At 55.9% G+C, this 21,130-nt stretch carries 20 protein-coding genes; 14 read left to right on the forward strand and 6 right to left on the reverse strand.

Annotation, left to right across the window (positions count from 1 at the left end; translation table 11 throughout):
• Positions 1–17 precede the first annotated feature (17 nt).
• The 3 genes from C173_RS21235 to C173_RS21245 are packed head-to-tail and all read left to right on the forward strand — an operon-like array spanning position 18 to position 4,029.
• Positions 18–446: a cupin domain-containing protein gene (locus tag C173_RS21235; protein ID WP_036728136.1), complete on the forward strand. Its 429-nt coding sequence runs from the start codon at positions 18–20 to the stop codon at positions 444–446.
• Positions 447–462: 16 nt separating this feature from the next.
• Positions 463–2,100, forward strand: a complete 1,638-nt coding sequence (locus tag C173_RS21240; RefSeq protein WP_036728137.1) for a PucR family transcriptional regulator — start codon at positions 463–465, stop codon at positions 2,098–2,100.
• Between the two features lie 6 nt (positions 2,101–2,106).
• Positions 2,107–4,029, forward strand: a complete 1,923-nt coding sequence (locus C173_RS21245; protein ID WP_036728140.1) for an allophanate hydrolase — start codon at positions 2,107–2,109, stop codon at positions 4,027–4,029.
• 405 nt (positions 4,030–4,434) lie between these two features.
• Here the strand turns inward: C173_RS21245 and C173_RS33015 are convergent, their stop codons facing one another.
• On the reverse strand, positions 4,435–5,538 hold the full coding sequence (locus C173_RS33015; protein ID WP_051478252.1) for an FUSC family protein: 1,104 nt from the start codon (positions 5,536–5,538) through the stop codon (positions 4,435–4,437).
• 293 nt (positions 5,539–5,831) lie between these two features.
• On the opposite strand from C173_RS33015, the gene C173_RS21255 reads away from it, so the two are divergent.
• From C173_RS21255 to C173_RS21270, 4 genes are read left to right on the forward strand one after another with little or no spacing between them, the layout of a single operon-like run.
• Positions 5,832–6,956, forward strand: a complete 1,125-nt coding sequence (locus C173_RS21255; RefSeq protein ID WP_200869578.1) for an ABC transporter ATP-binding protein — start codon at positions 5,832–5,834, stop codon at positions 6,954–6,956.
• Positions 6,946–7,752, forward strand: a complete 807-nt coding sequence (locus tag C173_RS21260; RefSeq protein ID WP_036728143.1) for an ABC transporter permease — start codon at positions 6,946–6,948, stop codon at positions 7,750–7,752. The genes C173_RS21255 and C173_RS21260 overlap by 11 nt, the downstream gene beginning before the upstream one ends.
• Complete coding sequence (locus tag C173_RS21265) at positions 7,749–8,594, forward strand: ABC transporter permease (protein WP_036728153.1); 846 nt, start codon at positions 7,749–7,751, stop codon at positions 8,592–8,594. The genes C173_RS21260 and C173_RS21265 overlap by 4 nt, the downstream gene beginning before the upstream one ends.
• Positions 8,591–9,664 carry an ABC transporter substrate-binding protein gene (locus C173_RS21270; protein WP_036728155.1) on the forward strand — a complete coding sequence of 358 codons (1,074 nt, stop codon included), beginning with the start codon at positions 8,591–8,593 and terminating at the stop codon, positions 9,662–9,664. Before C173_RS21265 ends, C173_RS21270 begins: the two co-directional genes overlap by 4 nt.
• Before the next feature lie 478 nt (positions 9,665–10,142).
• Here the strand turns inward: C173_RS21270 and C173_RS21275 are convergent, their stop codons facing one another.
• The 5 genes from C173_RS21275 to C173_RS21295 all read right to left on the reverse strand — a co-directional run bounded on the left by C173_RS21275 (position 10,143) and on the right by C173_RS21295 (position 15,108).
• Positions 10,143–10,712, reverse strand: a complete 570-nt coding sequence (locus tag C173_RS21275) for a hypothetical protein (RefSeq protein ID WP_327196474.1) — start codon at positions 10,710–10,712, stop codon at positions 10,143–10,145.
• Positions 10,713–10,982: 270 nt separating this feature from the next.
• On the reverse strand, positions 10,983–12,380 hold the full coding sequence (locus C173_RS21280; protein WP_051478253.1) for a helix-turn-helix domain-containing protein: 1,398 nt from the start codon (positions 12,378–12,380) through the stop codon (positions 10,983–10,985).
• A gap of 251 nt (positions 12,381–12,631) precedes the next feature.
• Positions 12,632–13,456 (reverse strand): class I SAM-dependent methyltransferase, encoded by an 825-nt coding sequence (locus tag C173_RS21285; RefSeq protein ID WP_036728160.1) that lies wholly within the window; start codon positions 13,454–13,456, stop codon positions 12,632–12,634.
• 93 nt (positions 13,457–13,549) lie between these two features.
• Positions 13,550–14,401 (reverse strand): 1,4-dihydroxy-6-naphthoate synthase, encoded by an 852-nt coding sequence (locus C173_RS21290; protein ID WP_036728161.1) that lies wholly within the window; start codon positions 14,399–14,401, stop codon positions 13,550–13,552.
• Positions 14,401–15,108, reverse strand: a complete 708-nt coding sequence (locus C173_RS21295; protein WP_051478254.1) for a futalosine hydrolase — start codon at positions 15,106–15,108, stop codon at positions 14,401–14,403. The genes C173_RS21290 and C173_RS21295 overlap by 1 nt, the downstream gene beginning before the upstream one ends.
• A gap of 597 nt (positions 15,109–15,705) precedes the next feature.
• Here C173_RS21295 and C173_RS21300 point away from each other — a divergent pair.
• The 7 genes from C173_RS21300 (at position 15,706) to C173_RS21330 (ending at position 21,108) form a co-directional block, all read left to right on the forward strand.
• A complete protein-coding gene (locus C173_RS21300) occupies positions 15,706–16,179 on the forward strand; it encodes a MarR family winged helix-turn-helix transcriptional regulator (protein WP_036728164.1) in 474 nt (157 codons plus the stop codon).
• A 146-nt stretch (positions 16,180–16,325) separates the two neighbouring features.
• The gene (locus C173_RS21305; RefSeq protein ID WP_036728167.1) at positions 16,326–16,727 is read left to right on the forward strand and encodes a DoxX family protein; all 402 of its coding nucleotides are present in this window, start codon (positions 16,326–16,328) and stop codon (positions 16,725–16,727) included.
• 41 nt (positions 16,728–16,768) lie between these two features.
• Positions 16,769–17,719 (forward strand): ring-cleaving dioxygenase, encoded by a 951-nt coding sequence (locus C173_RS21310; protein WP_155991603.1) that lies wholly within the window; start codon positions 16,769–16,771, stop codon positions 17,717–17,719.
• Positions 17,716–18,333: an alpha/beta hydrolase gene (locus C173_RS21315; protein ID WP_036728168.1), complete on the forward strand. Its 618-nt coding sequence runs from the start codon at positions 17,716–17,718 to the stop codon at positions 18,331–18,333. Before C173_RS21310 ends, C173_RS21315 begins: the two co-directional genes overlap by 4 nt.
• A gap of 237 nt (positions 18,334–18,570) precedes the next feature.
• On the forward strand, positions 18,571–19,800 hold the full coding sequence (locus C173_RS21320) for a multidrug effflux MFS transporter (protein ID WP_442792666.1): 1,230 nt from the start codon (positions 18,571–18,573) through the stop codon (positions 19,798–19,800).
• Positions 19,797–20,663, forward strand: a complete 867-nt coding sequence (locus C173_RS21325; protein WP_036728171.1) for a DMT family transporter — start codon at positions 19,797–19,799, stop codon at positions 20,661–20,663. The genes C173_RS21320 and C173_RS21325 overlap by 4 nt, the downstream gene beginning before the upstream one ends.
• An 85-nt stretch (positions 20,664–20,748) precedes the next feature.
• Complete coding sequence (locus tag C173_RS21330) at positions 20,749–21,108, forward strand: FlxA-like family protein (RefSeq protein WP_036728173.1); 360 nt, start codon at positions 20,749–20,751, stop codon at positions 21,106–21,108.
• Positions 21,109–21,130: the final 22 nt, after the last annotated feature.

Below are 21,130 nucleotides of genomic sequence, written 5' to 3' on the forward strand. Positions count from 1 at the left end.
TCATGGGGGAATCGAATATGCATACACAGGAAACGAAAGTGCTGGCAGCAGCAGATATGACATGGGAGCTTATGCCGAATCACATAGAGCTGTATCACCGGGAGATTGTCTCGGCAACGGAGGCGGACCGCCTGGGCATCCGCATGAGCTCGATTCTGTGGGAGAAGCTGGGGATCGGCGGCCAAGTCTTGCCGCATTATCATGATGTAGTCGAAATCATTCATATTACCGTAGGAGAGGTCAAGCTGCTATGTGACGGGGAGTGGTACAGCTACCGGGCCGGAGATACGTTCCATGTGCCTGCGGGCGTAGTCCATTCTGTCAGGAATACAGGGGATTCTCCTTCGGAGCAGATCAGTATTTTTGTACCGGCGGAGGCGGAGGTGCCGTCCAACAGCTTCTTCGGCACTACACTAATCGAGGATATCTATTCTTCCAAGCTATAGTAAAGGCGGCGGAGCCATGGGCAGCAATGTAATTACCGGTTTGACCTGCAGCGATATCCTGCTGATTCCCGACCTGAAGGAAGCGGCCCTGCTGGCTGGGGCCGGGGGCCTTGGACGTTATATTAACCGGGTCAATGTAATGGAGGTTCCCGATGTCATTGACTGGGTCCGTCCGGGAGAGTTCCTGATTACAAGCGGCTTCCCCTTTCATAACCGGCCGGAGCTGATCGCCGAGATTATTCCCCAGCTGAACCAGAAGGGAGTGTCCGCGCTCGGGATCAAAACCAAACGTTATATCGATGAGATTCCGCCGAGGGCGTTGGAACTCGCGGATCAGCTGGGCTTCCCGATCTTCGAGCTGCCCGCCTCCACCTCCTTCTCCGATGTGGTCCGCGACATTATGGAGCGGGTGCTGGTGCAGGAGGCGCGGGAGCTCTCGCAGCTGCAGAGCCGGTTCCAGAAGCTGTCGAAGCAGCTTCTCCATGGCGACGGGATTGAGGATTTCCTGCTGACGCTGGACGGGATGCTGCATAATCCGGTCGTCCTGCTGGATGATACCGATCAGGTCTTCTGTTCTCCGCAGGCGGATGCGCTACAGCTGGAGGAGCAGCTTCCGGCCTGGATACAGCTTCGCCAGGAAGGCAGTCTCGGCATTACATTCCTCACAGTTGGAGAACGGCGTATCCGAGCTTATGTCTCGGCTGTCAATGACAAGGGAGCAGAGCAATGTCTGCTGGTGCTGCTGGAGTGGAACAGCGAGCTATCGGTAGTGGATCAGTTAACGATTGACCGGGTCGGTATACTGGTCGGACTGGAGATGATCAATGCCGGGGCCCGCCGCGAGGTGGAGCTGAAGTATGTGGACCAGTTCCTGCAGGACTGGATCAGCGGCCGGATTGCCGCTGCCGAGGATCTGAAGCTGCGTGGCGCAGCCTGCGGCTGTCCGCTACCGGAGCGTCCGCTGCGTGCTGTAACCATCGGATGGCTGGAGGATAAGCCGGAGCTTAAGCAGCTGCAGCAGGTAGTGAAGCGGGTGCGTGCCCGGGCAGACCTTCAGCATGTGAAGCTCACCATCCTTGAAGGGGAGCTGGTGCTGACCGTGCCGGAGCAGCCGGAGCTTCCGCTGGAGGAGACGCTGGGTCGTCTGCTGGCCGAGATGAACCGGATAGTTGTCAGCGGGAGCTGCGCCTTCTGTATTGGCGATCTTGCGGACGGCCCTGATCAGGTGCGGTTCAGCTATGAATCCTCCCGCAAAATCGCCCGCATCCGCCAAATCAGCGGCTACAGCGGGTCTTATGTCGATTACCGGAAGCTGGGTGTCTTCCGGCTGCTGTACCATCTGCCCGAGCTGGAGGAGATCACCGAGTACAGGGATCAGTATATTGCTCCGCTGCTGGAGCACGACCGCAAGCATAATGCTTCGCTGCTCCAGACGCTCCAGCTGTATTTCAAATGCAACCGCAACGTCAAGCGGACCTCCGGCGAGCTGTTCACTCATTATAATACGGTCACCTACCGGATCGACCGGGCCTGTGAGCTGCTGGGATTAAGCCAGGATGACGGTGACGATATGCTGGAGCTGCAGCTTGCGCTGAAGCTGCATGAGATGGGCAAGGGCCGCAGGTCCGGCACCGATACGCAGAGAAGGAGATGAAGCCTGATGACAGCAATAACAGAATGGCCCGCGAAGCTGACAGCCGGCTGGCTGCGGGAACAGTATTTGAGCGGCACGCTGGACCCGGAGGAGGTTATCCGGGAGATCATCCGCCGCGCTGCGCGGGATAAGGACATGAACATCTGGATTGAAGCGCCCGCCGTGGCGCAGATCGCTCCCTACCTGGCAGCGCTCAAAGAGCTGAATCCGCAGGAGCATCCCTTGTGGGGCATTCCATTCGCGGTGAAGGATAACATCGATGTGAAGGGGCTGCCCACGACGGCGGCATGTCCTGAATTCGCTTATCAGCCGGAAGCCGACGCAGCGGTTGTAGCGAGATTGGTGGCTGCGGGGGCGATCCCTGTCGGCAAAAGCAATCTGGACCAGTTCGCCACCGGACTCGTCGGTGTGCGCAGCCCTTACGGCGAGACGCATAATGCCCTGCGTCCCGAATACATCAGCGGCGGCTCCAGCGCCGGTTCGGCGGTTGCTGTAGCCCGGGGCCAAGCGGTATTCAGCCTGGGCACTGATACCGCCGGCTCGGGCCGTGTGCCGGCCGCACTGAACGGGCTGGTCGGCTACAAGCCCAGCCTGGGCGCCTGGCCGGTGCGCGGCGTAGTGCCGGCGTGTGCCAGCCTGGATTGTGTCACCGTATTCGCGCACAATCTGGAGGATGCACTCACGGTGGACCGCGCAGCACGCGGCTTCGATGCAGCCGATCCGTGGTCACGTTCCGTGAAGCGGGAGGCTGCCGCTCTGCCCGGGAAGCTGCTGCTGCCGGAAGCGCCGCTGGACTTCTACGGGCCCCATGCGGACGAATACCGCCGGACCTGGGAACGGGCCGAAGCGGCGGTTCAGGCGCTGGGGCTGCCGGTTGAACGGGTGGACTGTACGCTGTTCTCCGAAGCGGCAGCCATCCTGTACGACGGCCCCTGGGTAGCCGAACGCTGGGCGGATCTGGCCGGATTCGTAGAGAGTCACCGTGAAGCAGTGCTGCCGGTAACGGAGTCGATTCTCTCCTCCGGGGCCGCGGAGCGCCACACTGCTTCGAGCCTGTTCCAGGCCATGCACCGCTTGCAGCAGTATAAGCGGGAAGCGGAGCTGCTGCTGCGGGATGCGGTGCTGGTCCTGCCGACCTGCGGCGGAACCTGGACCCGGGAGCAGTTGGCTGCGAACCCGGTAGGGGCCAACTCCGATATGGGCCGCTACACCAATCACTGCAACCTGCTCGACCTGTCGGCGGTGGCAATTCCCGCCGGGGAAGCGGCGGGGAACCTGCCGTTCGGCATTACGCTGTTCGCTCTGGCGGACAGTGAGCATCTGCTTGCCGGAGCCGGGGCGCGGTTTCTGGCGGAGGGGGATGATGGTGAGAGTGGGGGGAGTTCTGCCGGGGCCGAGGCCCAACTTCTGGCAGAGCACCAATCGCTGGAGCCGGAAGCTGGCGGATGTACTAGTGGTGCAGGTGGTACTGCTGGGGCTGACGTTGGTGAGGCTGGAGGTATTGGTGCTGCTACTGGCGCTGCTATTGCTGCCGAATCACCAGCGTCCGGCATGGTTACACTTGCGGTCTGTGGGCTGCATATGCGCGGCTTCCCGCTGGAGAAGCAGATGCTGGAGCATGGCGCGCACTTCTGGCAGGAGGCGCGGACTGCTGCCTGTTATGAGCTGGTCAAGCTCCCTACCGTGCCGGCGAAGCCGGGTCTGCTGAGACAGGCGGCAGGGGGAAGCGCTATCGAGCTAGAGCTGTGGCAGATGCCGGTGGAATCGCTGGGCGCGTTCGCCACGCTTATCCCGGCCCCGCTGGGTCTGGGACGGGTGGCGCTTGCCGATGGCCGCGAAGTGACGGGCTTCATCTGCGAAGGCTATGCCGCCGCCGGAGCTGAGAACGTTACAGCCTACGGGGGCTGGAGATACCTGCCTGCTGAATAAATACCGCTTTCAGCGTGCAGCTCTGCATGCCGATTAACTGCCGCTTTCGGCGTTCACCTCTGCGTGCGTTATACTAAGGTGGAATTTGTGTATCCCATTTCGTGTCACCGGGATACATGTAGTAATTAGTTGGATTTTCTCCATTTGCTACTGGTGAAATACCTCCTATGGGAACAGCAGATGGATAAACAACACTTATTTTGCTCGCTTTTAAGGGATTCCATAGAATTCGGCGGATTAGATGTACTTTATCCAACCGCTTCAGTCAAATCGGTTAAGTTGGCTGAATTAAGTGTCATTTTTCCAACTATTATTACTTTACGTCTGCCATCCAAGCTACTTTACCTGCGCGCATCCCATCCCGTCAACAAGTTGCAGAAATCCCAAAAAAGGACTCTCCCAAGCTTATAGCTTGTGGAAGAGTCCTTTTTGTATGAATTGGATGGCGCGTGCAGGCTGTGCCTTGACATGCTGTGGTACGGTGGAAAGGGCCGCATAATCGGCGCGTTCGATCTCTTCAAGAATCCGGTTCAGGTGGGAGAATACCGCACCGAGATCACGGAAGGCCGCGAGCGGGCACTGATCCTGCAGCTCCGAGAACCAGGCGAGCTGCACATCGCGGGCTCTTCTCAGACTCTCGGGGAGTGACCGGCCGCTGCATTCGGCATCCGATAGCGTCCGTGTGCCGTACAGGGCGATACAGTCTGCCGTTGCGGTTACAACCTCCAGCATCCAGTCGGCTGCGGCATAATGGGCCGGCAGCAGGGCGATCTCTTCGCTTATGGCTTTGACATAGGAGTGGACCTTGATGAGATGGGTGGTCGTCTGTGTCAGCTTGCCAATGTCCTTGCGGCACTGGTAATGAGACAGCGTGTAATGCATCTCCTTCTGCAGCCGGTCGCTCTTCTTCAGCAGCTCGCCGGAGCTCTCAAGAGCAGCCTTGGCCTGTGCGGCATCCCGGCCGCTTGCAGCGAATCCGGTTAAGGCATCGGATAAGGTCAGGCTGCCCTTCAGCGCCAGGTCCTTGACCTTGACGAAGCTCTTGGGCGGCACGATAATCATATTGATGATGAGGGCAATCAGCACGCCGATCAGCGTCTCGGCGACTCTCCAGACGATATATTGGTCATGATAGAAGGTGAGTGCAAGCACCGAGGTAACACCGACCTGCGAGACGGCCTGGATGTTAATCCGGCAGGCTGTAGCCACCCCGATGCCGATCAGCAGCATCAGCAGAATCGACAGCGCACCCACATCGAAGAATTTGCCTACGATCAGGCTGACGATGCCGCCGAGGACCACGCCGGTCATGCGGTAGACGCCTTTTTCAAGGGAGGCCTTGACACTGCTCTGGGTAATCAGAATCGCCGCCAGCGGCGCGAAGTACAGGTAATGGTCTCCGTAGATAATGTGCACAGCCAGCCACGAGAGCGAAGCGGCGAGCGTAATCCGTATCATATATAAGGATAATCCGAACTTTTCAAGGCGCTCCTGTAAGCCCTCGTTCATGTTTGTCATCTTCTTTCATGTAAATAGGAAAAATTTTATGGTTTTCATCCGTTTTCATTATAGCACCTCAAAACAGGCTGGAGGCGGGCAAGATTTTACGAACTTGTTAAGTTTTTGTGCGCGATTTCACAATGTAAGCTATCGCATATATTGCAGGATTCATTTATGCTATATATATTGAAGTCTGTCGAACCAAGGCAAGAATTGTCGCTTATCCGTGCTAAGCATGCTGCTGCCGGATTGTCTCCCGCAAGAAGCGGGTAAAATAGGTTGTACTACATAAGTAAGGGAGGTTGTTAGCTATAGCTACCCCGGAAGGCACTATTATTTCTTTTGACCAGGTGATTAAGCAATACGACGACGAAGAGGCTGTACTCAAAGGCGTGAGCTTCGAAATTGAACGCGGTAAATTCTACACGCTGCTGGGCCCTTCGGGCTGCGGAAAAACGACCATTCTGCGTCTGATCGCCGGCTTCGCGGAGCCGACGGAAGGTTCGATCTATCTGAACGGCAAAATTATCAACCACATTCCCGCCAATGAGCGGCAGGTCAATACGGTATTTCAGGACTATGCGCTGTTTCCGCATCTGAACGTATTCGAGAATGTGGCGTTTGGACTGCGCATCAAGAAGCTGAAGAAGGATGTCATTCATCAAAAGGTGCAGGAAGCGCTGCGCTTCGTCAACCTGGTCGGCTATGATCAGCGGGCCATTAATGAAATGTCCGGCGGGCAGAGACAGCGTGTGGCCATTGCGCGCGCCATTGTCAACGAGCCGCAGGTGCTGCTGCTGGACGAGCCGCTCTCGGCGCTTGATCTGAAGCTGCGTACGGAGATGCAGTATATTCTGCGGGAGATGCAGCAACGGCTGGGCATCACCTTCATCTTCGTCACCCATGACCAGGAAGAGGCGCTGGCGATGTCCGACTGGATCTTCGTCATGAACGGCGGCAAGATTGAGCAGAGCGGCACGCCTAATGATATCTACGATGAGCCGATCAACCGGTTCGTGGCCGACTTCATCGGTGAGTCGAACATTGTACCGGGTGTGATGATTGAGGACTATGTGGTTGAATTTAACGGTCACCGGTTCGAATGTGTCGATGCCGGTCTGCGGCCGAATGAAGCGGTGGAGATTGTCATCCGTCCCGAGGATCTGGAGATTGCTACAGTTGAGGCGGGCAAGCTGAAGGTGCGTGTGGATTCGCAGCTGTTCCGCGGGGTTCATTACGAAATCAGCTGCTATGACGGCTCCGGCCATGAATGGCTCGTCCATTCCACCCGTAAGGCGGAGGTTGGCTCCGAGATTGGGCTGTATTTTGACCCTGAAGCGATCCATGTTATGCGTTTCGGTGAAACGGAGGAAGAGTTCGACAAGCGTCTGGAGGCTTACGCCGAGGTGGAGAGCCATGATGACTAAGGGCAAGTCGTATTATCTCATCCCGTACTACCTGTGGATCGCGCTGTTTGTCATTGCGCCGGTGCTGCTGGTGGTCTACTATTCCCTGTTCGATCTGGAGGGGAAGCTGACGCTGAATAACTACGTCAATTTCTTCACACCTGTCTATATGAGAATGATGCTGAATTCGTTCTGGTATGCTTTTCTGATCACAGTGTTCTCGCTCCTGGTGGCTTATCCGGCCGCTTATCTGCTGACGCGAACGAAGCACAAGCAGCTGTGGCTGCTGCTGATTATTCTGCCGACCTGGATCAACCTGCTGCTGAAGACGTATGCCTTCATCGGGATTTTCGGCACCTTCGGCCCGGTCAATAATTTCTTTGATCTGATGGGTCTGGGCGAGCAGCAGATACTTTTCACGGGCTTCAGTTTTGTGTTTGTGTCAGTGTATATTTTCATTCCTTTCATGATTCTGCCGATCTTCAGTGCCCTGGATGAGATGAATCTGTCGCTGGTGGATGCTGCGCGCGATCTGGGTGCATCGGGATGGACAACGTTCCGGCGGGTGGTTTTTCCGCTGACGATCTCGGGTGTACGCTCCGGCTGCATGGCGGTGTTCATTCCGGCGCTGTCGCTGTTCATGATTACGCGTCTGATTGCCGGAAACCGGGTGATTACGCTCGGTACCGCGATTGAGCAGCACTTCCTGGTCACTCAGGACTGGGGTATGGGCTCTACCGTTGCGGTGTTCCTGATCGCCATTATGGCGCTGTTCATGATTCTGACCGGCGGCTCCCGGAAGGGGGTGCGCGGATGAAGAACAGACGCAGGGTTAAGAACAAGAATGGCATCGCCAATATCTATCTGGTGCTGGTCTTCCTGGTGCTGTACGCGCCGATCTTCTATCTGATGTACTACTCGTTCAACAGCGGCGGTACGATGCACAAGTTCGAAGGCTTCACGCTGGATTATTACCGTGAGGTAGTTGCCGATACCCGACTGATGATTATTGTGATTAACACACTGGTCATCGCCCTTCTGTCATCGGCCATTGCGACCATCATAGCGGTAATCGGTGCGCTGGCGATCCATCATGTCCGCAGCCGCCGGGCCAAAAACACACTGCTCTCGCTGAACAATGTGCTGATTGTCAGCCCGGATGTCATTATCGGTGCCTCCTTCCTGATCCTGTTCACGATTGTCGGGATCAAGCTCGGTTTCACCTCCGTGCTGCTCTCGCATGTGGCGTTCAGCATTCCGATTGCGGTCATTATGATCCTGCCGCATCTGCAGGAGATGAGCCCGACCCTGACGGATGCCGCGCGTGATCTCGGCGCTACGCGCCGGGATGTGCTCACGAAGGTCATCCTGCCGATCATCAAGCCGGGAATCTTCAGCGGATTCTTCATGGCCCTGACCTATTCCCTGGATGATTTCGCAGTCACCTTCTTCGTCACGGGCAATGGCTATTCCACCCTGTCGGTGGAGATCTATTCCCGTGCCCGTCAGGGGGTCTCGCTGTCGATTAACGCGCTGTCGACGCTGATTTTCCTCTTCACAATTCTGCTGGTCATCGGTTATTACTACCTGAACCAGCGTAAAAGCCGCCCGGCGGCACAGATTGCCGAGCCGGTGGCCGAAGCGGGGGTGCCTAGATGAAGCAGCTAGTCAATACGTTCCTGGCGATTCTGATCGTCGCCTTCGGACTGATGTTCCTGGCCTCCCGGCTGAACTCGGCCCAGGGCTATTCTGGCGGCAACACGCTGACTATCTATAACTGGGGCGACTATGTGGACCCCGATCTCCTGAAGCAATTCCAGGAGGAGACCGGGATTACGGTCATCTACCAGACGTTCGATTCCAATGAAGCGATGCTGACCAAGGTAGAGCAGGGGGGTACGATCTTCGATGTTGTGATCCCCTCTGACTACGCGATCGCCAAGATGCGGGAAGAGAATCTGCTGCTGCCGCTGGATCACAGCAAGCTGCCGAATCTCGCCAACATCGATTCCAAGTTCATGAATCTGTCCTTCGATCCCGGTAACAAGTATTCGGTTCCTTATTTCTGGGGGACGGTGGGGATCATCTTCAACCCGGAGATGACGAAGGGCATCGATTTCAGCAGCTGGAATTCCTTATGGGACAAGCGGCTGAAGAATAATATCTTCCTCGTGGACGGAGCCCGTGAGGTCATGGGCATGGCGCTGAACAGCCTGCACTATTCCGTCAACGACACGAAGGAGGAGCATTTGCAGGAGGCACTCGCGAAGCTGAACAAGCTGTCTCCGAATGTGAAGGCCATTGTGGGCGACGAGGTCAAAATGCTGCTCGCCAACGAAGAAGCGGCGGTCGGCATCGTCTGGTCCGGCGACGCTTCGGAGATCATGGATGACAACGACAAGCTGGACTTTGTCGTGCCGGAGGAAGGCTCGAACAAATGGTTCGACAACATGGTCATTCCGCGCACCGCCGGCAATGTGGAAGGCGCGCATAAGTTCATCAACTTCATGCTGCGGCCGGATGTGGCGGCCCAGAATACGGAATACGTCGGCTATTCCACGCCGAACGTTCCCGGCCTGAAGCTGCTGCCGGAGGACATCTCCGGTGACGAGCGCTTCTACCCGCCCGCCGAGCTCACCGACCGGCTGGAGGTCTACGACAACCTCGGCAAGCGGATGCTTGCCCACTATAATGAGCTGTTCCTGATGTTTAAGATGAATAAGAAGTAGCTGGCGTAAGCGCCGGAAGAGTACAGAAGCCCCCTGCATGCGCGTATTGCGTAGGCGGGGGGCTTTTGCTTGCCAGGGGGTAAGGTGGAAGTGGGTGGCGGGAGTTGCAAAGGGGATAGGGGAGCGGGACTATAACGGCGTGGAGGAATGGGGACTGACGAGGATTGAAGGAGTGGGGTGCTGGCGGCTGATGGTTTGATAGAGGATAAGAACGGTGTTGCCGATGCTGGTGGAGTAATCTATGTTGGTGGAATCGGGTGATAATGCTGCGGAAGCGGGTAACAGATGGATTTTGTCCACCTACTGATGAGTATTAATGGGTTGTGGGGGAGAGAGTTGGAAAAACAGCACTTAAATTTCCCCAGATCGCCCTATAGCGGCAAAACCAGGAGCAGCAGTTGCTGGTTTTCCACTTGTTGTCGAGTATTCCTTGGGAATAGCGAAATTAAGATGCGTTTTTCCAATTATTTGCCGAAGGCTAATTAAAATATTCCAGTACACCGCGCTTCAACTCATATCGTGCGGTTCGTTCCTGATTGCTGGTGGGAACCGGTACGAGCCAGCCCTTGTCAGACAGACTTCGCAAGGTGCGGACAGCGGTTCTGTAATCAATTGAGAAATGCTGCTTTACATCCTGCGGGCGAATAGGCCGGGCTAGATGAACGGTTAACCGGATGACCTCCTGCTCCATCAACTGTACGCGCGATACTGGGGTTGCCGCAGGCTGATATCTGCCCAGCACCATCCGCAGCAAGGTTATGCAGAGCTCGGGACGCTGTTCAACATCATCGTATGCGAAGGAAATCACATGATAGCCCATGGCGTACAGGAAGGTCTCGCGGTTCAGCTCGCCGCAGTATTTGTTGCGGTCCATATCACGTACATGCGAAGCATAGCCTTTGATTTCGATCAGCAGCTTTACGTATCCGGGCAGCCAAGCAAAGTCAGCGAAATAAGATCGTCCCCGCCAATCCATCACCTCATACTCCGGGTGAAGTCCGGTAAAATGTCCCCGCAAAGGCCACCATACATTCTTCAAGAACAGCACCTCGGCATGCCGATGCCCCCTTTCCAAGCGTGCTCTTCGTTCCCCCTCAGGTCTGCAATTCAAGTGTCCGCTGATAAATTGTTCATGTGCTTCTTCAAAAGTCATGCTCCTCATCCTCTCCGGAAAATAGAAAACGCCCCGGCTTCCCCATAAAGGGGTAACCGGGACGTTCTTCGTCTCGCTGGTATAAGTATAGGGTAAATGCTGGGGGAAAGCTAGAATGCAGCAAGAAGTGCGCCTAATTCACGCCGATTCGTATACGGATGGGTATCACTGCATAGAACTATAAGCTTGATGAAATGATGTTGCTTTTGAATTTCGTGCTGTTCTAATTAAAAGTTTGTATTTTTCCATTTCTTCTTCTCCTGCTGTATACCTGTATTGTTCAAATAGATCAACACAAGTAATGGCTATACTTTCGTTGTTGATTTTAGCGGAGGATTCCAGGCTTCGCAGTACATTCGTAAACTTCTCATAATACTTATTGTGAAGGTAATAGGCTGCTAATTCAGCAAGAAAGCGGGCATGCTTGTCTGCCATAACTTGCTGGTTATATTCACCGAATTCGGAGTTATATGTTCTGTAAGGGATGTAACTAGAGAAGCGCTCAAGAATATGGTCTATATTCCAATTATACCGATTTGCAGATTTAACAATGTTATACATTGCCGTGAATATCTCGTCTGGCTGGGTAGATATAAATTCCACATAATTATTTAGTACCTCTAACTGCCCATCGAGTATACGATACAAATAGATATTTGCTCTACCCCACTCCTTGAATTGGGCTAATATCCGCTCTTTTTCGTCATTAGTTTCTTGTATCCAAGGCACATCTGTATAAAGGCTTACACGCTCTATTGCAGACTTATAGTCCCCATATTCCATACAGACACTTGATAAAAAGAGATGGGAACGGAGAATATATAAATACAGCGGACTTGAAGGTGATCTTTCGTTGTCCGGTTTACGTTTCGAGCGGAGCTGGAGATTGTAACGGAGGGTAGCCAGCTCAAGCATTTTCTCGGCAAGCTCGTTCACCTTGGACCACTTTTGCAGAGAGTAGTAGACATCCAGCAGGTCTTTCAATCCGTCCAGCTGATCCGCCTCATTCAGCCGGTCGATGAAGCATTCGAACAGGATGGCTACCCGCAGATTACTGCTCTGGTCATCACCGAGGCCAATCCGGAACAAGCGATATTGGCATATTGCCAGCCGTTCGGAATTCTGATATTTCTCACTGGTGCTCACATTCTCATACAATAATGCTGCTGCGTGCCACAATCCCTGCTCGAACAATCCTTCTGCAACTTCGAATAGCATAGGGGCATAGACCAGATTCTCCAGCAGGTTCCTAACTACCTGTTCAACACAGTCAAGACGGCCGAGCGCCGCTGAACGCACAAGAAACGGCCGCAAGCGCCGCCAGGTGGGGGCCGAATGATGAAAGCATTCGTCCACGTATAAGGTATAGAAGTAGTCCTCCGGCAGGCCCATACCCCGGGTAATACGCTCCAGATGATCCATGGCAATCGGTTGACGGTCTTTAACGACACGGCTGAGTGTGCCGGAATTAATTCCTGAAGAGATGGCAAACTGATTAATGGACAGGCCCTGATTAGACAAATATGCGGTTACCTGATCGCGAATCGTGGTTGTGGACTTCATATAACACCACCTGACCTAATCCCAGTAATTAGATTTTTATTTCATTGGTGTAATAATATGTGATAATATTCCAATGGTCAATAGAGCGGATTAGTAGATACAGTGAACAAAAGGAAGGGCAGACATGGAATGTCCCTGGTTAAGTCTTCCGAGACATTGAAACGCCCCGGTTCCTTTGCGGGGATAACTGGGGCGCGTTTTTGATTCTACTTGTACTATTTAGACAGGAGCTTGGTTGCTAACGGGGATGGTTACTTCACAGCGGTCCGCATCCGGTAGCTAACCGGTACCTGCAAGGTCCGGCCCTGGAAGAACTCCTCTACCTGTGCCGAGAATTCTGCGATGTCCTGCACAAGTGAGGCCGGGCTGAGCTTCAGGAGGGACTGGACGCCGCCCTGGCTGAGGGCCAGCCCGATATAGCGCTGTGCATCGCATGACTCCATATTGTGAAAAACAATCTCTCTCGCGTACGTAAACCGTCCGCTGGCTTTGATCCGGTTCAAATGACCTTCCTTGTCCCATTTGCTGGCCTGGTCGGCACCGGGCTGAAGCTCTGCAAGCAGGGCATCGGAAGCCGCAATCAGCCGGTTGTAACGGGCTTCAATAGCGGGCTGCAGCACCAGAGGCCAGTCACAGTCGTAGGCGGCAAAGACTCCGCCGGGCCGCAGACAACGGGCGATTTCCTGAAGAGTGCTGTCCGGGTCCATCCAGTGGAACGACTGGGAGCAGGTGATAATGTCCACACTCTCCGTATCGAAAGGAAGCTGGTTGGAGTAGCCCTGCACAAAAGACAGGTTATCCGCTCCGCTGCCGAGAAGACGGAGCTTGTCCTGAGCCTTGCCCAGCATATCCGGGTTTGGCTCCACTCCGGTTACCGCATCGGCGGCATCCTTCCACAGGAAGGTAGACAGACCCGTGCCGCAGCCAATATCTGCAACATGGGCAGGACGGTGGCCCAGATAACTGGTGAGCAGTTCAATAACCATTGGCGGGGCTTCCGGCCGGTAACGGTCGTAGTCATTTTGGTACCCCAAAAAACGGTCGATATTAGCCTTGCTGTTGCCTGAAGGAATCATAGGAAGGGCCTCCTCGCTATAGGTAGCTAAGTGTAGGATAAGTTAGTCATGCCTGCTGTTCAAAAGGAACGGAGGGTCATGAAGCTCCTCCTGCTAACGCAAAAGCGCCGGATCAACCGCAGGCACAAGCCCTTCGGCAGCAGCCCGGTTCAGCAGTGCAGAGATGGCCGCATAGCCGTCCTCGCCAAGGCTCATCGTGAATTCATTGACGTACAGATCAATATGCGATTTGGCCACTTCCGGCGATAGCTCCTGGGCGTGGCTTAGCACGTATTCCTGGCAGTCCAGAGGATGGTCCCAGGCATACTGGAGTGAGCTGCGAATCCAGCCGGTAATGGCTTCAGGGTCCAGATCGCGGCGGGCAATAATCGCACCGAGCGGAATAGGCAAGCCGGTATCGCTCTCCCACCAGCTCCCGAGGTCAGTCAGCAGGTTGAGATTGTAAGACGGGTAAGTGAAGCGGGCTTCGTGGATGACGAGTCCGGCATCGATCTCCCCCTTCTGTACGGCAGGCATGATCTCATCAAAAGGCATAACGACGATCTCGGCCGGACCGCCCTGCACCTGCTGTGCTACCCAAAGACGGAACAGCAGGTATGCCGTAGAGCGTTCGCTCGGGACGGCAATTCTGCGGCCGGACAGCTCGCGCGGATGTTTGATGGCGCCTGCGCCTTTGCGGGTTAGTACAAGCGGGCCGCAGCCCCGTCCCAGCGCACCGCCGCAAGGGAGCAGCTTGTACCTGTCCAGCACCCAGGGAAGGGCGGCGTAGGAAATCTTGAGCACTTCAGGCCCGGCGCCGTCTGCTGCAAGCCCGTTCGTAATATCGATATCGGCAAACATTACATCCAGCTGGGGTGCGCCGGGAATCAGGCCATGCGCCCAGGCATGAAAGACAAAGGTATCGTTAGGACAAGGGGAATAAGCAATATGAAGCTCTTGTGTCATTACAGCACCTCCCGTAAAATAGCCGCCGCCGCTGCCAGAGCGTCCAGCGCTTCATTGATCTTCCACGCGGCCCGGTCGCGCGGACCGACCGGGTTCGAGATCGCGCGCAGCTCCAGCGCCGCGATTCCCAGCGCCTGGGCGGCCACGGCGACCCCGTGGCCTTCCATCGCCTCCGCCGCCGCCTCCGGGTGGCGTGCGGCCAGAGCCGCGGCCGTCCCGGCGGTGCCGGTCGCGGTGGACACGGTAAGCACGGGGCCCGTGCTTACCGTGAGGCCGGCCGCTGCCAGCGCGGCCGCAAGGGCCTGTACCGTGCCGCCCGGCGCAGGCACGGACACGCTGCCGAAGCCGAGCTCGGCAGCGCTGCGGAAGCCCTCCGGCGTCTCTGCGCCGAGGGCCGCGTCCCGCATCTCGCTGGCGACGACCAGCGAGCCTACGGGTGCGCGTCCCGGGAAGCCGCCGCCGATCCCGGCGCTGACTACGCAGCCGTACGAGCCGGCTGCCAGGGCGGCGGCGGTGCCAGCCGCAGCCGCAGCGGGGCCGGCGCCCGCCGCGATGACGTCGAACCTGCGGCTGCCGGCGAGGCCGCGCAGGACCGCCTCGCGCTCAGCCGCGACTGCCGTCACGATCAGCACGCGCGGCGCGGGGGCTTCTTCCGCCGCAGCACTGCGCGCGGCGGCCCCGGAATGATGATGAGCCTTCGATTCCATAATCAGCCTCCTTTTGTAGCCTTGGTATAAGTTAGGATAGGATTCATTTGAAGTATTAGGAATAACCAATAAGTTGCTTGCTAAGAGCCGATTGCTTCGGTGTATACTCACCTTTTGAAAGTCTACGCCGTTTTAGAGAACAAATCAAATATGCGGAGCGGGAGATAGATGGATTTTGTCCACTTGCTGATGAACGAATAAACCCTGCTAAAACAGCAGCTGGATAAAAGGCACTTAATTAAGGATGATCCGCCCAAAGTGGCGAAATTCAGCTCTATTAGATGTAGATTTTCCACTTGCTTCCGTATAAATTACGAAAATAGAATAACTAAGATACAGTTATCCACTTGCTTATTGCGGGAGTTGGAGGGGGTGATTGTTGCGCGGGTTGGGGGGGGATTTACCCGCAGAGGTTAGATTTTTTGTAAGAATTAGGCTTCACATGACCGCAGCATAGAGCGATCCTTCCTTGCGCCGGGCGGAATGAAAATTAATTCACCTCCCGCGCTTGACAGACTGCTTCCAATAACGTATATTTATCTTAACTTAAAGATAATTAACTTGAAGATAAATGCAGCCGGTCAGGAGGTGTACCAAATGAGCAGCAAGAATAAGACAGCAAGAACAGAGACAGATACTACGCTGGAGCAGGAGCAGGCAGCATCGCTTAAATTGTTCGTCGTTCTGTCGAAGGCGTACAAGAGCCTGATGGATCAGGCGGTGAAGGATATGAAGAGTCACGGGCTGGCCTCGGCGGAATTTATGGTGCTGGAGGTGCTGTATCATAGAAACCGGATTCCACTTCAGCAGATTGGCGAGAAGATTCTGGTCACCAGCGGCAGCATCACCTACAATATCGACAAGCTGGAGAAGCGGGGACTGCTGAAGCGCGTTCCTTGCGAGGATGACCGCCGTGTTACGTATGCCGAGATTACGGAGGCGGGACGGGAGCTGTTTGATGATATTTTCCCGCAGCATGTCGATTCTATTCACAGCCTGATGGGCGGACTGGACAGCGAAGAGAAGGCTCAGGCGACGCTGCTGCTGAAGAAGCTGGGCAAGGGAGTATAGAAGTGAGTCCGTAGCAGCCCAGCTGCGGTAAGGTTGTCTGCTTGTTAGCAAGCTGAACGAAAGAAGAGAATAATAGCTCAGCAATTTTTTTAGCAAATATCTTAATGTTAAGATAATTAAAACCAAGAGAATGGAGAGTGTTTAATATGGTTAGTGTAGGTTTATTGTTGATGAGATTGGTGATTGGTGTAGCGTTCATCGGGCATGGTGCACAGAAGCTGTTCGGCTGGTTCGGCGGATATGGACCTAAGGGAACAGGCGGCTGGATGGAGTCGATTGGTATCAAGCCGGGCGTGCGTATGGCGGTGCTGGCAGGTCTGATGGAGCTGGTCGGAGGCCTGCTGTTCACTCTGGGTCTGCTGACTCCGGTGGCTGCGGTGCTGATTGCGGCAACGATGCTCGGTGCCATTGTGAAGGTTCATGCTCCTAACGGATTCTGGTCCACAGCGAACGGGATTGAGTTTCCTTTAACGGTGCTGGTAGTCGCTGTAGGTATAGCGCTGACAGGCGCGGGTTCGATTTCACTAGACGCAATATTCTTCAATTAAAATAAGCGCATCATCATCACAACTATCAGGAGGGTTCACTCATGACTATGCATACTGCAGGGATTCATCATGTTACCGCTTTTGTTGGAGACGCTCAGCGTAATGCTGATTTCTATGCCGGAATTCTAGGCCTGCGGCTCGTCAAAAAAACCATCAATTTCGACGCCCCCGAGGTCTACCACCTCTACTTCGGCAATGAGCAGGGTGCGCCGGGTACGATCATCACATTCTTCCCTTGGGCTCATGGCCGCAAAGGCAGAATCGGCGGAGGACAGGTCGGTGTGACCACTTATGCTGTACCGGCCGGCTCCTTCGGATTCTGGGAGCAGCGGCTGGCCGCTTACCAGATTCCTGTGACTAAGGTTACCCGGATTGGCGAGTCGTATCTCTCTTTCGCGGATTTTGACGGACTGCGGATTGAACTGGTGGAGCGTGAAGAGGGTGCGCTGAGCACCTGGTCGTTTGGCGGCGTTCCGGTAGAGCATGCGGTTAAAGGCTTCGGGGGTGCTGTCCTCTACAGCACAGCCCCGGACCGGACAGCGGATACACTCTCCCGCACCCTGGGAATGGAGCGTATCGCTGAAGGGGACGGCTACATCCGCTACAGAGCTTCAGGCAATATCGGCAATATTATTGATCTGAAGGCCACTCCAGTTCCGCAGGGCGGCGGCGGTACAGGTACCGTTCACCATATTGCTTGGCGGGCCGCAGATGACAAAGAGCAGCTGGAGTGGGGACGCCGGGTTCAGAGTCACGGCTACCAGCCGACTCCGGTGCAGGACCGCCAGTACTTCAATGCCATCTACTTCCGGGAAGAAGGCGGAATTCTGTTCGAGATTGCAACCGATCCTCCGGGCTTTGCCCGTGATGAAGCACCGGAGGCGCTGGGGCAGAAGCTGATGCTTCCGGCTTGGTTTGAGCCGCAGCGTGCGGCGATTGAAGCGAACCTCAGCCCGTTTGAAATCCGTGAACTGGAGGTGAAGCCGGTATGATTCATGTATTTGAGCAAGGTACAGACGTAACCCAGCCAACACTGGTCTTATTCCACGGCACAGGCGGCAACGAGCGTGATCTGCTGCCGCTTGCAGAGCTGCTGGCACCCGGAGCATCTGTGCTGGGCATCCGCGGCAACGTACTGGAGAATGGCATGCCGCGTTACTTCCGGCGGCTGGCGGAGGGGATTTTCGATGAGGAGGATCTGATCTTCCGCACCCATGAGGTGAAGCAGTTTCTGGATGAAGCGGCTGCAAAATACGGCTTCGATGCTGATAACCTGGTAGCAGTCGGCTATTCTAACGGCGCGAATATTGCGGGCAGCCTGCTGTTCCACTACGGAGGAATCTTCCGGGCGGCAGTGCTGCTGCATCCGATGGTTCCGCTGCGCGGCCTGGCGATTCCTTCGCTGCAGGGGGTTCCGGTCTTTATCGGGGCAGGGACCAATGATCCGATTATCCGCTCCGAGGAGACCCGGGAGCTGGAAGCACTGTTAAGCGGTGCCGGGGCAGAGGTTACCTCGCACTGGGGCAATCAGGGGCACCGCCTGAGCGCCGCCGAGGCGGAGGCGGCAAGAGATTGGCTGGCCGCTCTTACCGATTCTGAGGAGTAACAACAGCACCACCTGAGATAACCGCCTGCGGGCCTGCCGATCACCGAGAGGATTGGCGGCTACGGCAGGCGGTTTTTTGTTGTTCCTGCCAAGCTGCCGCACTTTCCCGCCCAACCAGAAATTCATTGAACATTCCGGCGGTAATCGGTAGTATGGAGAAATATATTAACGGACCTGAACATAAATGGCTCTGCCGTCTTACTTATGGTTACGGGCAAGAAAGGATGTATCCTGTTCATGATGAAGCAAAATTCGGTGACAAGCCTGGCCGAGGGCGGGCCGTCCAGAAGCCAGCGGCTGCAGCTTGCCGTGATTCTGGGAGCCATCGCTACCATTGGTCCCCTGTCGATTGATATGTATCTGCCTGCCCTGCCTGCCCTTGGTCTCTATTTCGATACCAGTCCCGCCATGATTCAGCTTACCCTGACCTTCTTCCTGCTGGGACTGGCTTCGGGCCAGCTTGTGGCCGGACCGCTCAGTGATGTGCATGGGCGCCGGATTCCGCTGTTGTTCGGAATGATGATCTATGCGGTATCCTCGCTGCTCTGTGCGTTCAGCCCGTCCATCGGACTGCTGATTGTGCTGCGCTTCATTCAAGGCCTGGCCGGATCGGTAGGGGTGGTAATCTCCCGTGCGGCGGTCCGCGATATGTACAGCGGCTCGGAATTAACCAAGTTCTTCTCGCTGCTGATGATTGTCAACGGACTGGGTCCGATTGCAGCGCCGGTCATCGGGGGGCAACTGCTGAGAGTGACGGACTGGAAGGGGGTATTTATCGTCTTGTTCGTATGCGGGCTGCTCTTCGCGGCGGTCATCCTGTTGCGGCTGCCGGAGACTCTGCCTAAGGAACGGCGTATCCGCAGCGGGCTCAGAGGGACCCTGCGTACCTTCCGCATCCTGCTCGGCAATGCCGGATTCATGGGCTACGCGCTCTCCCAGGGCTTTGTTATGGCAGGCATGTTCGCTTATATCTCGGGATCATCCTTTGTTCTGCAGACGATTTATGGGGTATCCCCGCAAATGTACAGCCTGATTTTCGCCGTGAATGGCCTCGGCATTATTCTGACCGGGCAGATTGCCGGGCGGATGTCGGCCAGAGTGGGTGAGCGTAAGCTGCTGATCTGCGGCCTTCTGCTCAGTACCTCTGGAGGTATTCTGCTGCTGATTACCCTCCTCGCCGATGGCGGGCTGCTGCCGATCCTAATCTGTCTGTTCGCTGTGGTTGCAAGTGTAGGTCTTGTGGGTACGACCAGCTTCTCGCTGGCGATGCAGGATCAGGGGGAGACGGCTGGCAGCGCCTCTGCGCTTCTGGGTCTGCTTCCCTTGCTGCTGGGGAGCTGCGCGGCTCCGCTGGTCGGACTTGGCGGCAGCGGCTCGGCCCTGCCGATGGCGCTGGTCATCGCGGGAGCGGGCCTCCTGTCGGTTCTGTCCTATCTGCTGCTGTGCAGAAGAGAGGTCAAGCTGTGAGCCGCAAGGACTTTGCTACCCTGTTGCTGCTTGCTTTTGCCTGGGGGGCTTCCTTCCTGTTCATGCGGATTGCCTCGCCGGAGCTCGGTCCGGTCTTCACGACAGAGCTGCGCGTTACGATTGCCGGAGCTGCTCTGCTGCTCTATGCGCTGCTGACCCGGCGCAGGCTGGGCCTCCTGAAGCACTGGAGATCTTTCCTGCTGCTCGGTGCGGTTAACGCGGCGCTTCCGTTCACGCTGATCTGTATGGCTGAGCTGCATCTGAGCGCCTCACTGGCGGCGATTCTGAATGCTACAACTCCGATGTTCGCGGCACTGGCGGCGTGGGGTACCCGGAAGGAGAAGCCGGGGGCGGCCAAATCAGCCGGGCTGATCATAGGCCTTGTAGGTGTGGGCGTGCTGGTCGGCTGGAGTCCGCTTCCGCTGACCGGCACGGTTCTTTTATCCGTTGGTTACTCTCTTGGAGCCGCGCTCTGCTATGCGTTCGGAGGATTATACGCATCACGCGTAGGCTCCGGTCTCACTCCGCTGGCGCTTGCTGCGGGACAACAGCTGGGCGCAAGTGTGGTGCTGCTGCCGCTGGCGGTGATTTTTGCCCCGGATCATCTGCCTTCTTCCGCCGCTGTATATTCTGTCCTCGGCCTCTCGCTGATCTGCACCTCAGTGGCGTATCTGCTGTATTTCCGGCTGATTGCCAATATCGGCCCGGTCAAGACCGTTAGTGTTACCTTCCTCGTGCCTGTATTTGGCCTGTTGTGGGGCGTAATCTTCCTGCAGGAGCAGGTCTATGCCAATACCATCGCCGGGCTGGTCATCATCCTGCTGAGCGTTATGCTGGTGAACCGGAGGGCCAGGAAGGGTTGAAGGGATATTCAGCAAACCTTCAGCGCATTTTAACGTTCATTGTAGAGAAAAGGGATATATTGAAGAGGTGAAAGGAGGGACACCCATGAATGTCTCATCCGTTGCCGCTTCATCATCTGTATCTTATACATCCTCCAGCGCCAGCGATACCGCTGCACTTGAGAAGCAGAAGGCGAAGCTGGAAGCTGAGCTTGAGAAAGTAAGCGCAAGCAAGGACAGCGAGCAAGCCAAAGAAACCAAAACCAAGCAGCTAGAACAGCAGATCAAGCAAATTGAAGCACAAATTACCCAGAAGTCACAGGCTGCGGGCAGCTCCGCTTCTGCCCAGAGCGCTGCTGCGCCTCCGGACAAGCCTGCCGGTAACCATAAGCTGACAGCAGCATCCGTTCAGGAGATTGCTAACGCAACCACCGACAGCGCAGGGAGATTCGACATCCGAGTATAGCCTGAGCGAGAACAGCATGTCT

The sequence above is a fragment of the Paenibacillus sp. FSL R7-277 genome (assembly GCF_000517965.1).
GTDB classification, from domain to species: Bacteria; Bacillota; Bacilli; order Paenibacillales; family Paenibacillaceae; genus Paenibacillus_AQ; species Paenibacillus_AQ silagei.

Bases quoted from the DNA above. Each gene is read 5' to 3' on its own strand.
- C173_RS21280 (WP_051478253.1), bottom strand. From the start codon at position 12,380: ATGAAGTCCACAACCACGATTCGCGATCAGGTAACCGCATATTTGTCT.
- C173_RS21300 (WP_036728164.1), top strand. From the start codon at position 15,706: ATGAGCAGCAAGAATAAGACAGCAAGAACAGAGACAGATACTACGCTG.
- C173_RS21315 (WP_036728168.1), top strand. From the start codon at position 17,716: ATGATTCATGTATTTGAGCAAGGTACAGACGTAACCCAGCCAACACTG.
- C173_RS21270 (WP_036728155.1), top strand. From the start codon at position 8,591: ATGAAGCAGCTAGTCAATACGTTCCTGGCGATTCTGATCGTCGCCTTC.
- C173_RS21320 (WP_442792666.1), top strand. From the start codon at position 18,571: ATGATGAAGCAAAATTCGGTGACAAGCCTGGCCGAGGGCGGGCCGTCC.
- C173_RS21290 (WP_036728161.1), bottom strand. From the start codon at position 14,401: ATGACACAAGAGCTTCATATTGCTTATTCCCCTTGTCCTAACGATACC.
- C173_RS21330 (WP_036728173.1), top strand. From the start codon at position 20,749: ATGAATGTCTCATCCGTTGCCGCTTCATCATCTGTATCTTATACATCC.
- C173_RS21235 (WP_036728136.1), top strand. From the start codon at position 18: ATGCATACACAGGAAACGAAAGTGCTGGCAGCAGCAGATATGACATGG.
- C173_RS21265 (WP_036728153.1), top strand. From the start codon at position 7,749: ATGAAGAACAGACGCAGGGTTAAGAACAAGAATGGCATCGCCAATATC.
- C173_RS21245 (WP_036728140.1), top strand. From the start codon at position 2,107: ATGACAGCAATAACAGAATGGCCCGCGAAGCTGACAGCCGGCTGGCTG.
- C173_RS21240 (WP_036728137.1), top strand. From the start codon at position 463: ATGGGCAGCAATGTAATTACCGGTTTGACCTGCAGCGATATCCTGCTG.
- C173_RS21305 (WP_036728167.1), top strand. From the start codon at position 16,326: ATGGTTAGTGTAGGTTTATTGTTGATGAGATTGGTGATTGGTGTAGCG.
- C173_RS21310 (WP_155991603.1), top strand. From the start codon at position 16,769: ATGACTATGCATACTGCAGGGATTCATCATGTTACCGCTTTTGTTGGA.
- C173_RS21260 (WP_036728143.1), top strand. From the start codon at position 6,946: ATGATGACTAAGGGCAAGTCGTATTATCTCATCCCGTACTACCTGTGG.
- C173_RS21295 (WP_051478254.1), bottom strand. From the start codon at position 15,108: ATGGAATCGAAGGCTCATCATCATTCCGGGGCCGCCGCGCGCAGTGCT.
- C173_RS21285 (WP_036728160.1), bottom strand. From the start codon at position 13,456: ATGATTCCTTCAGGCAACAGCAAGGCTAATATCGACCGTTTTTTGGGG.
- C173_RS33015 (WP_051478252.1), bottom strand. From the start codon at position 5,538: ATGAACGAGGGCTTACAGGAGCGCCTTGAAAAGTTCGGATTATCCTTA.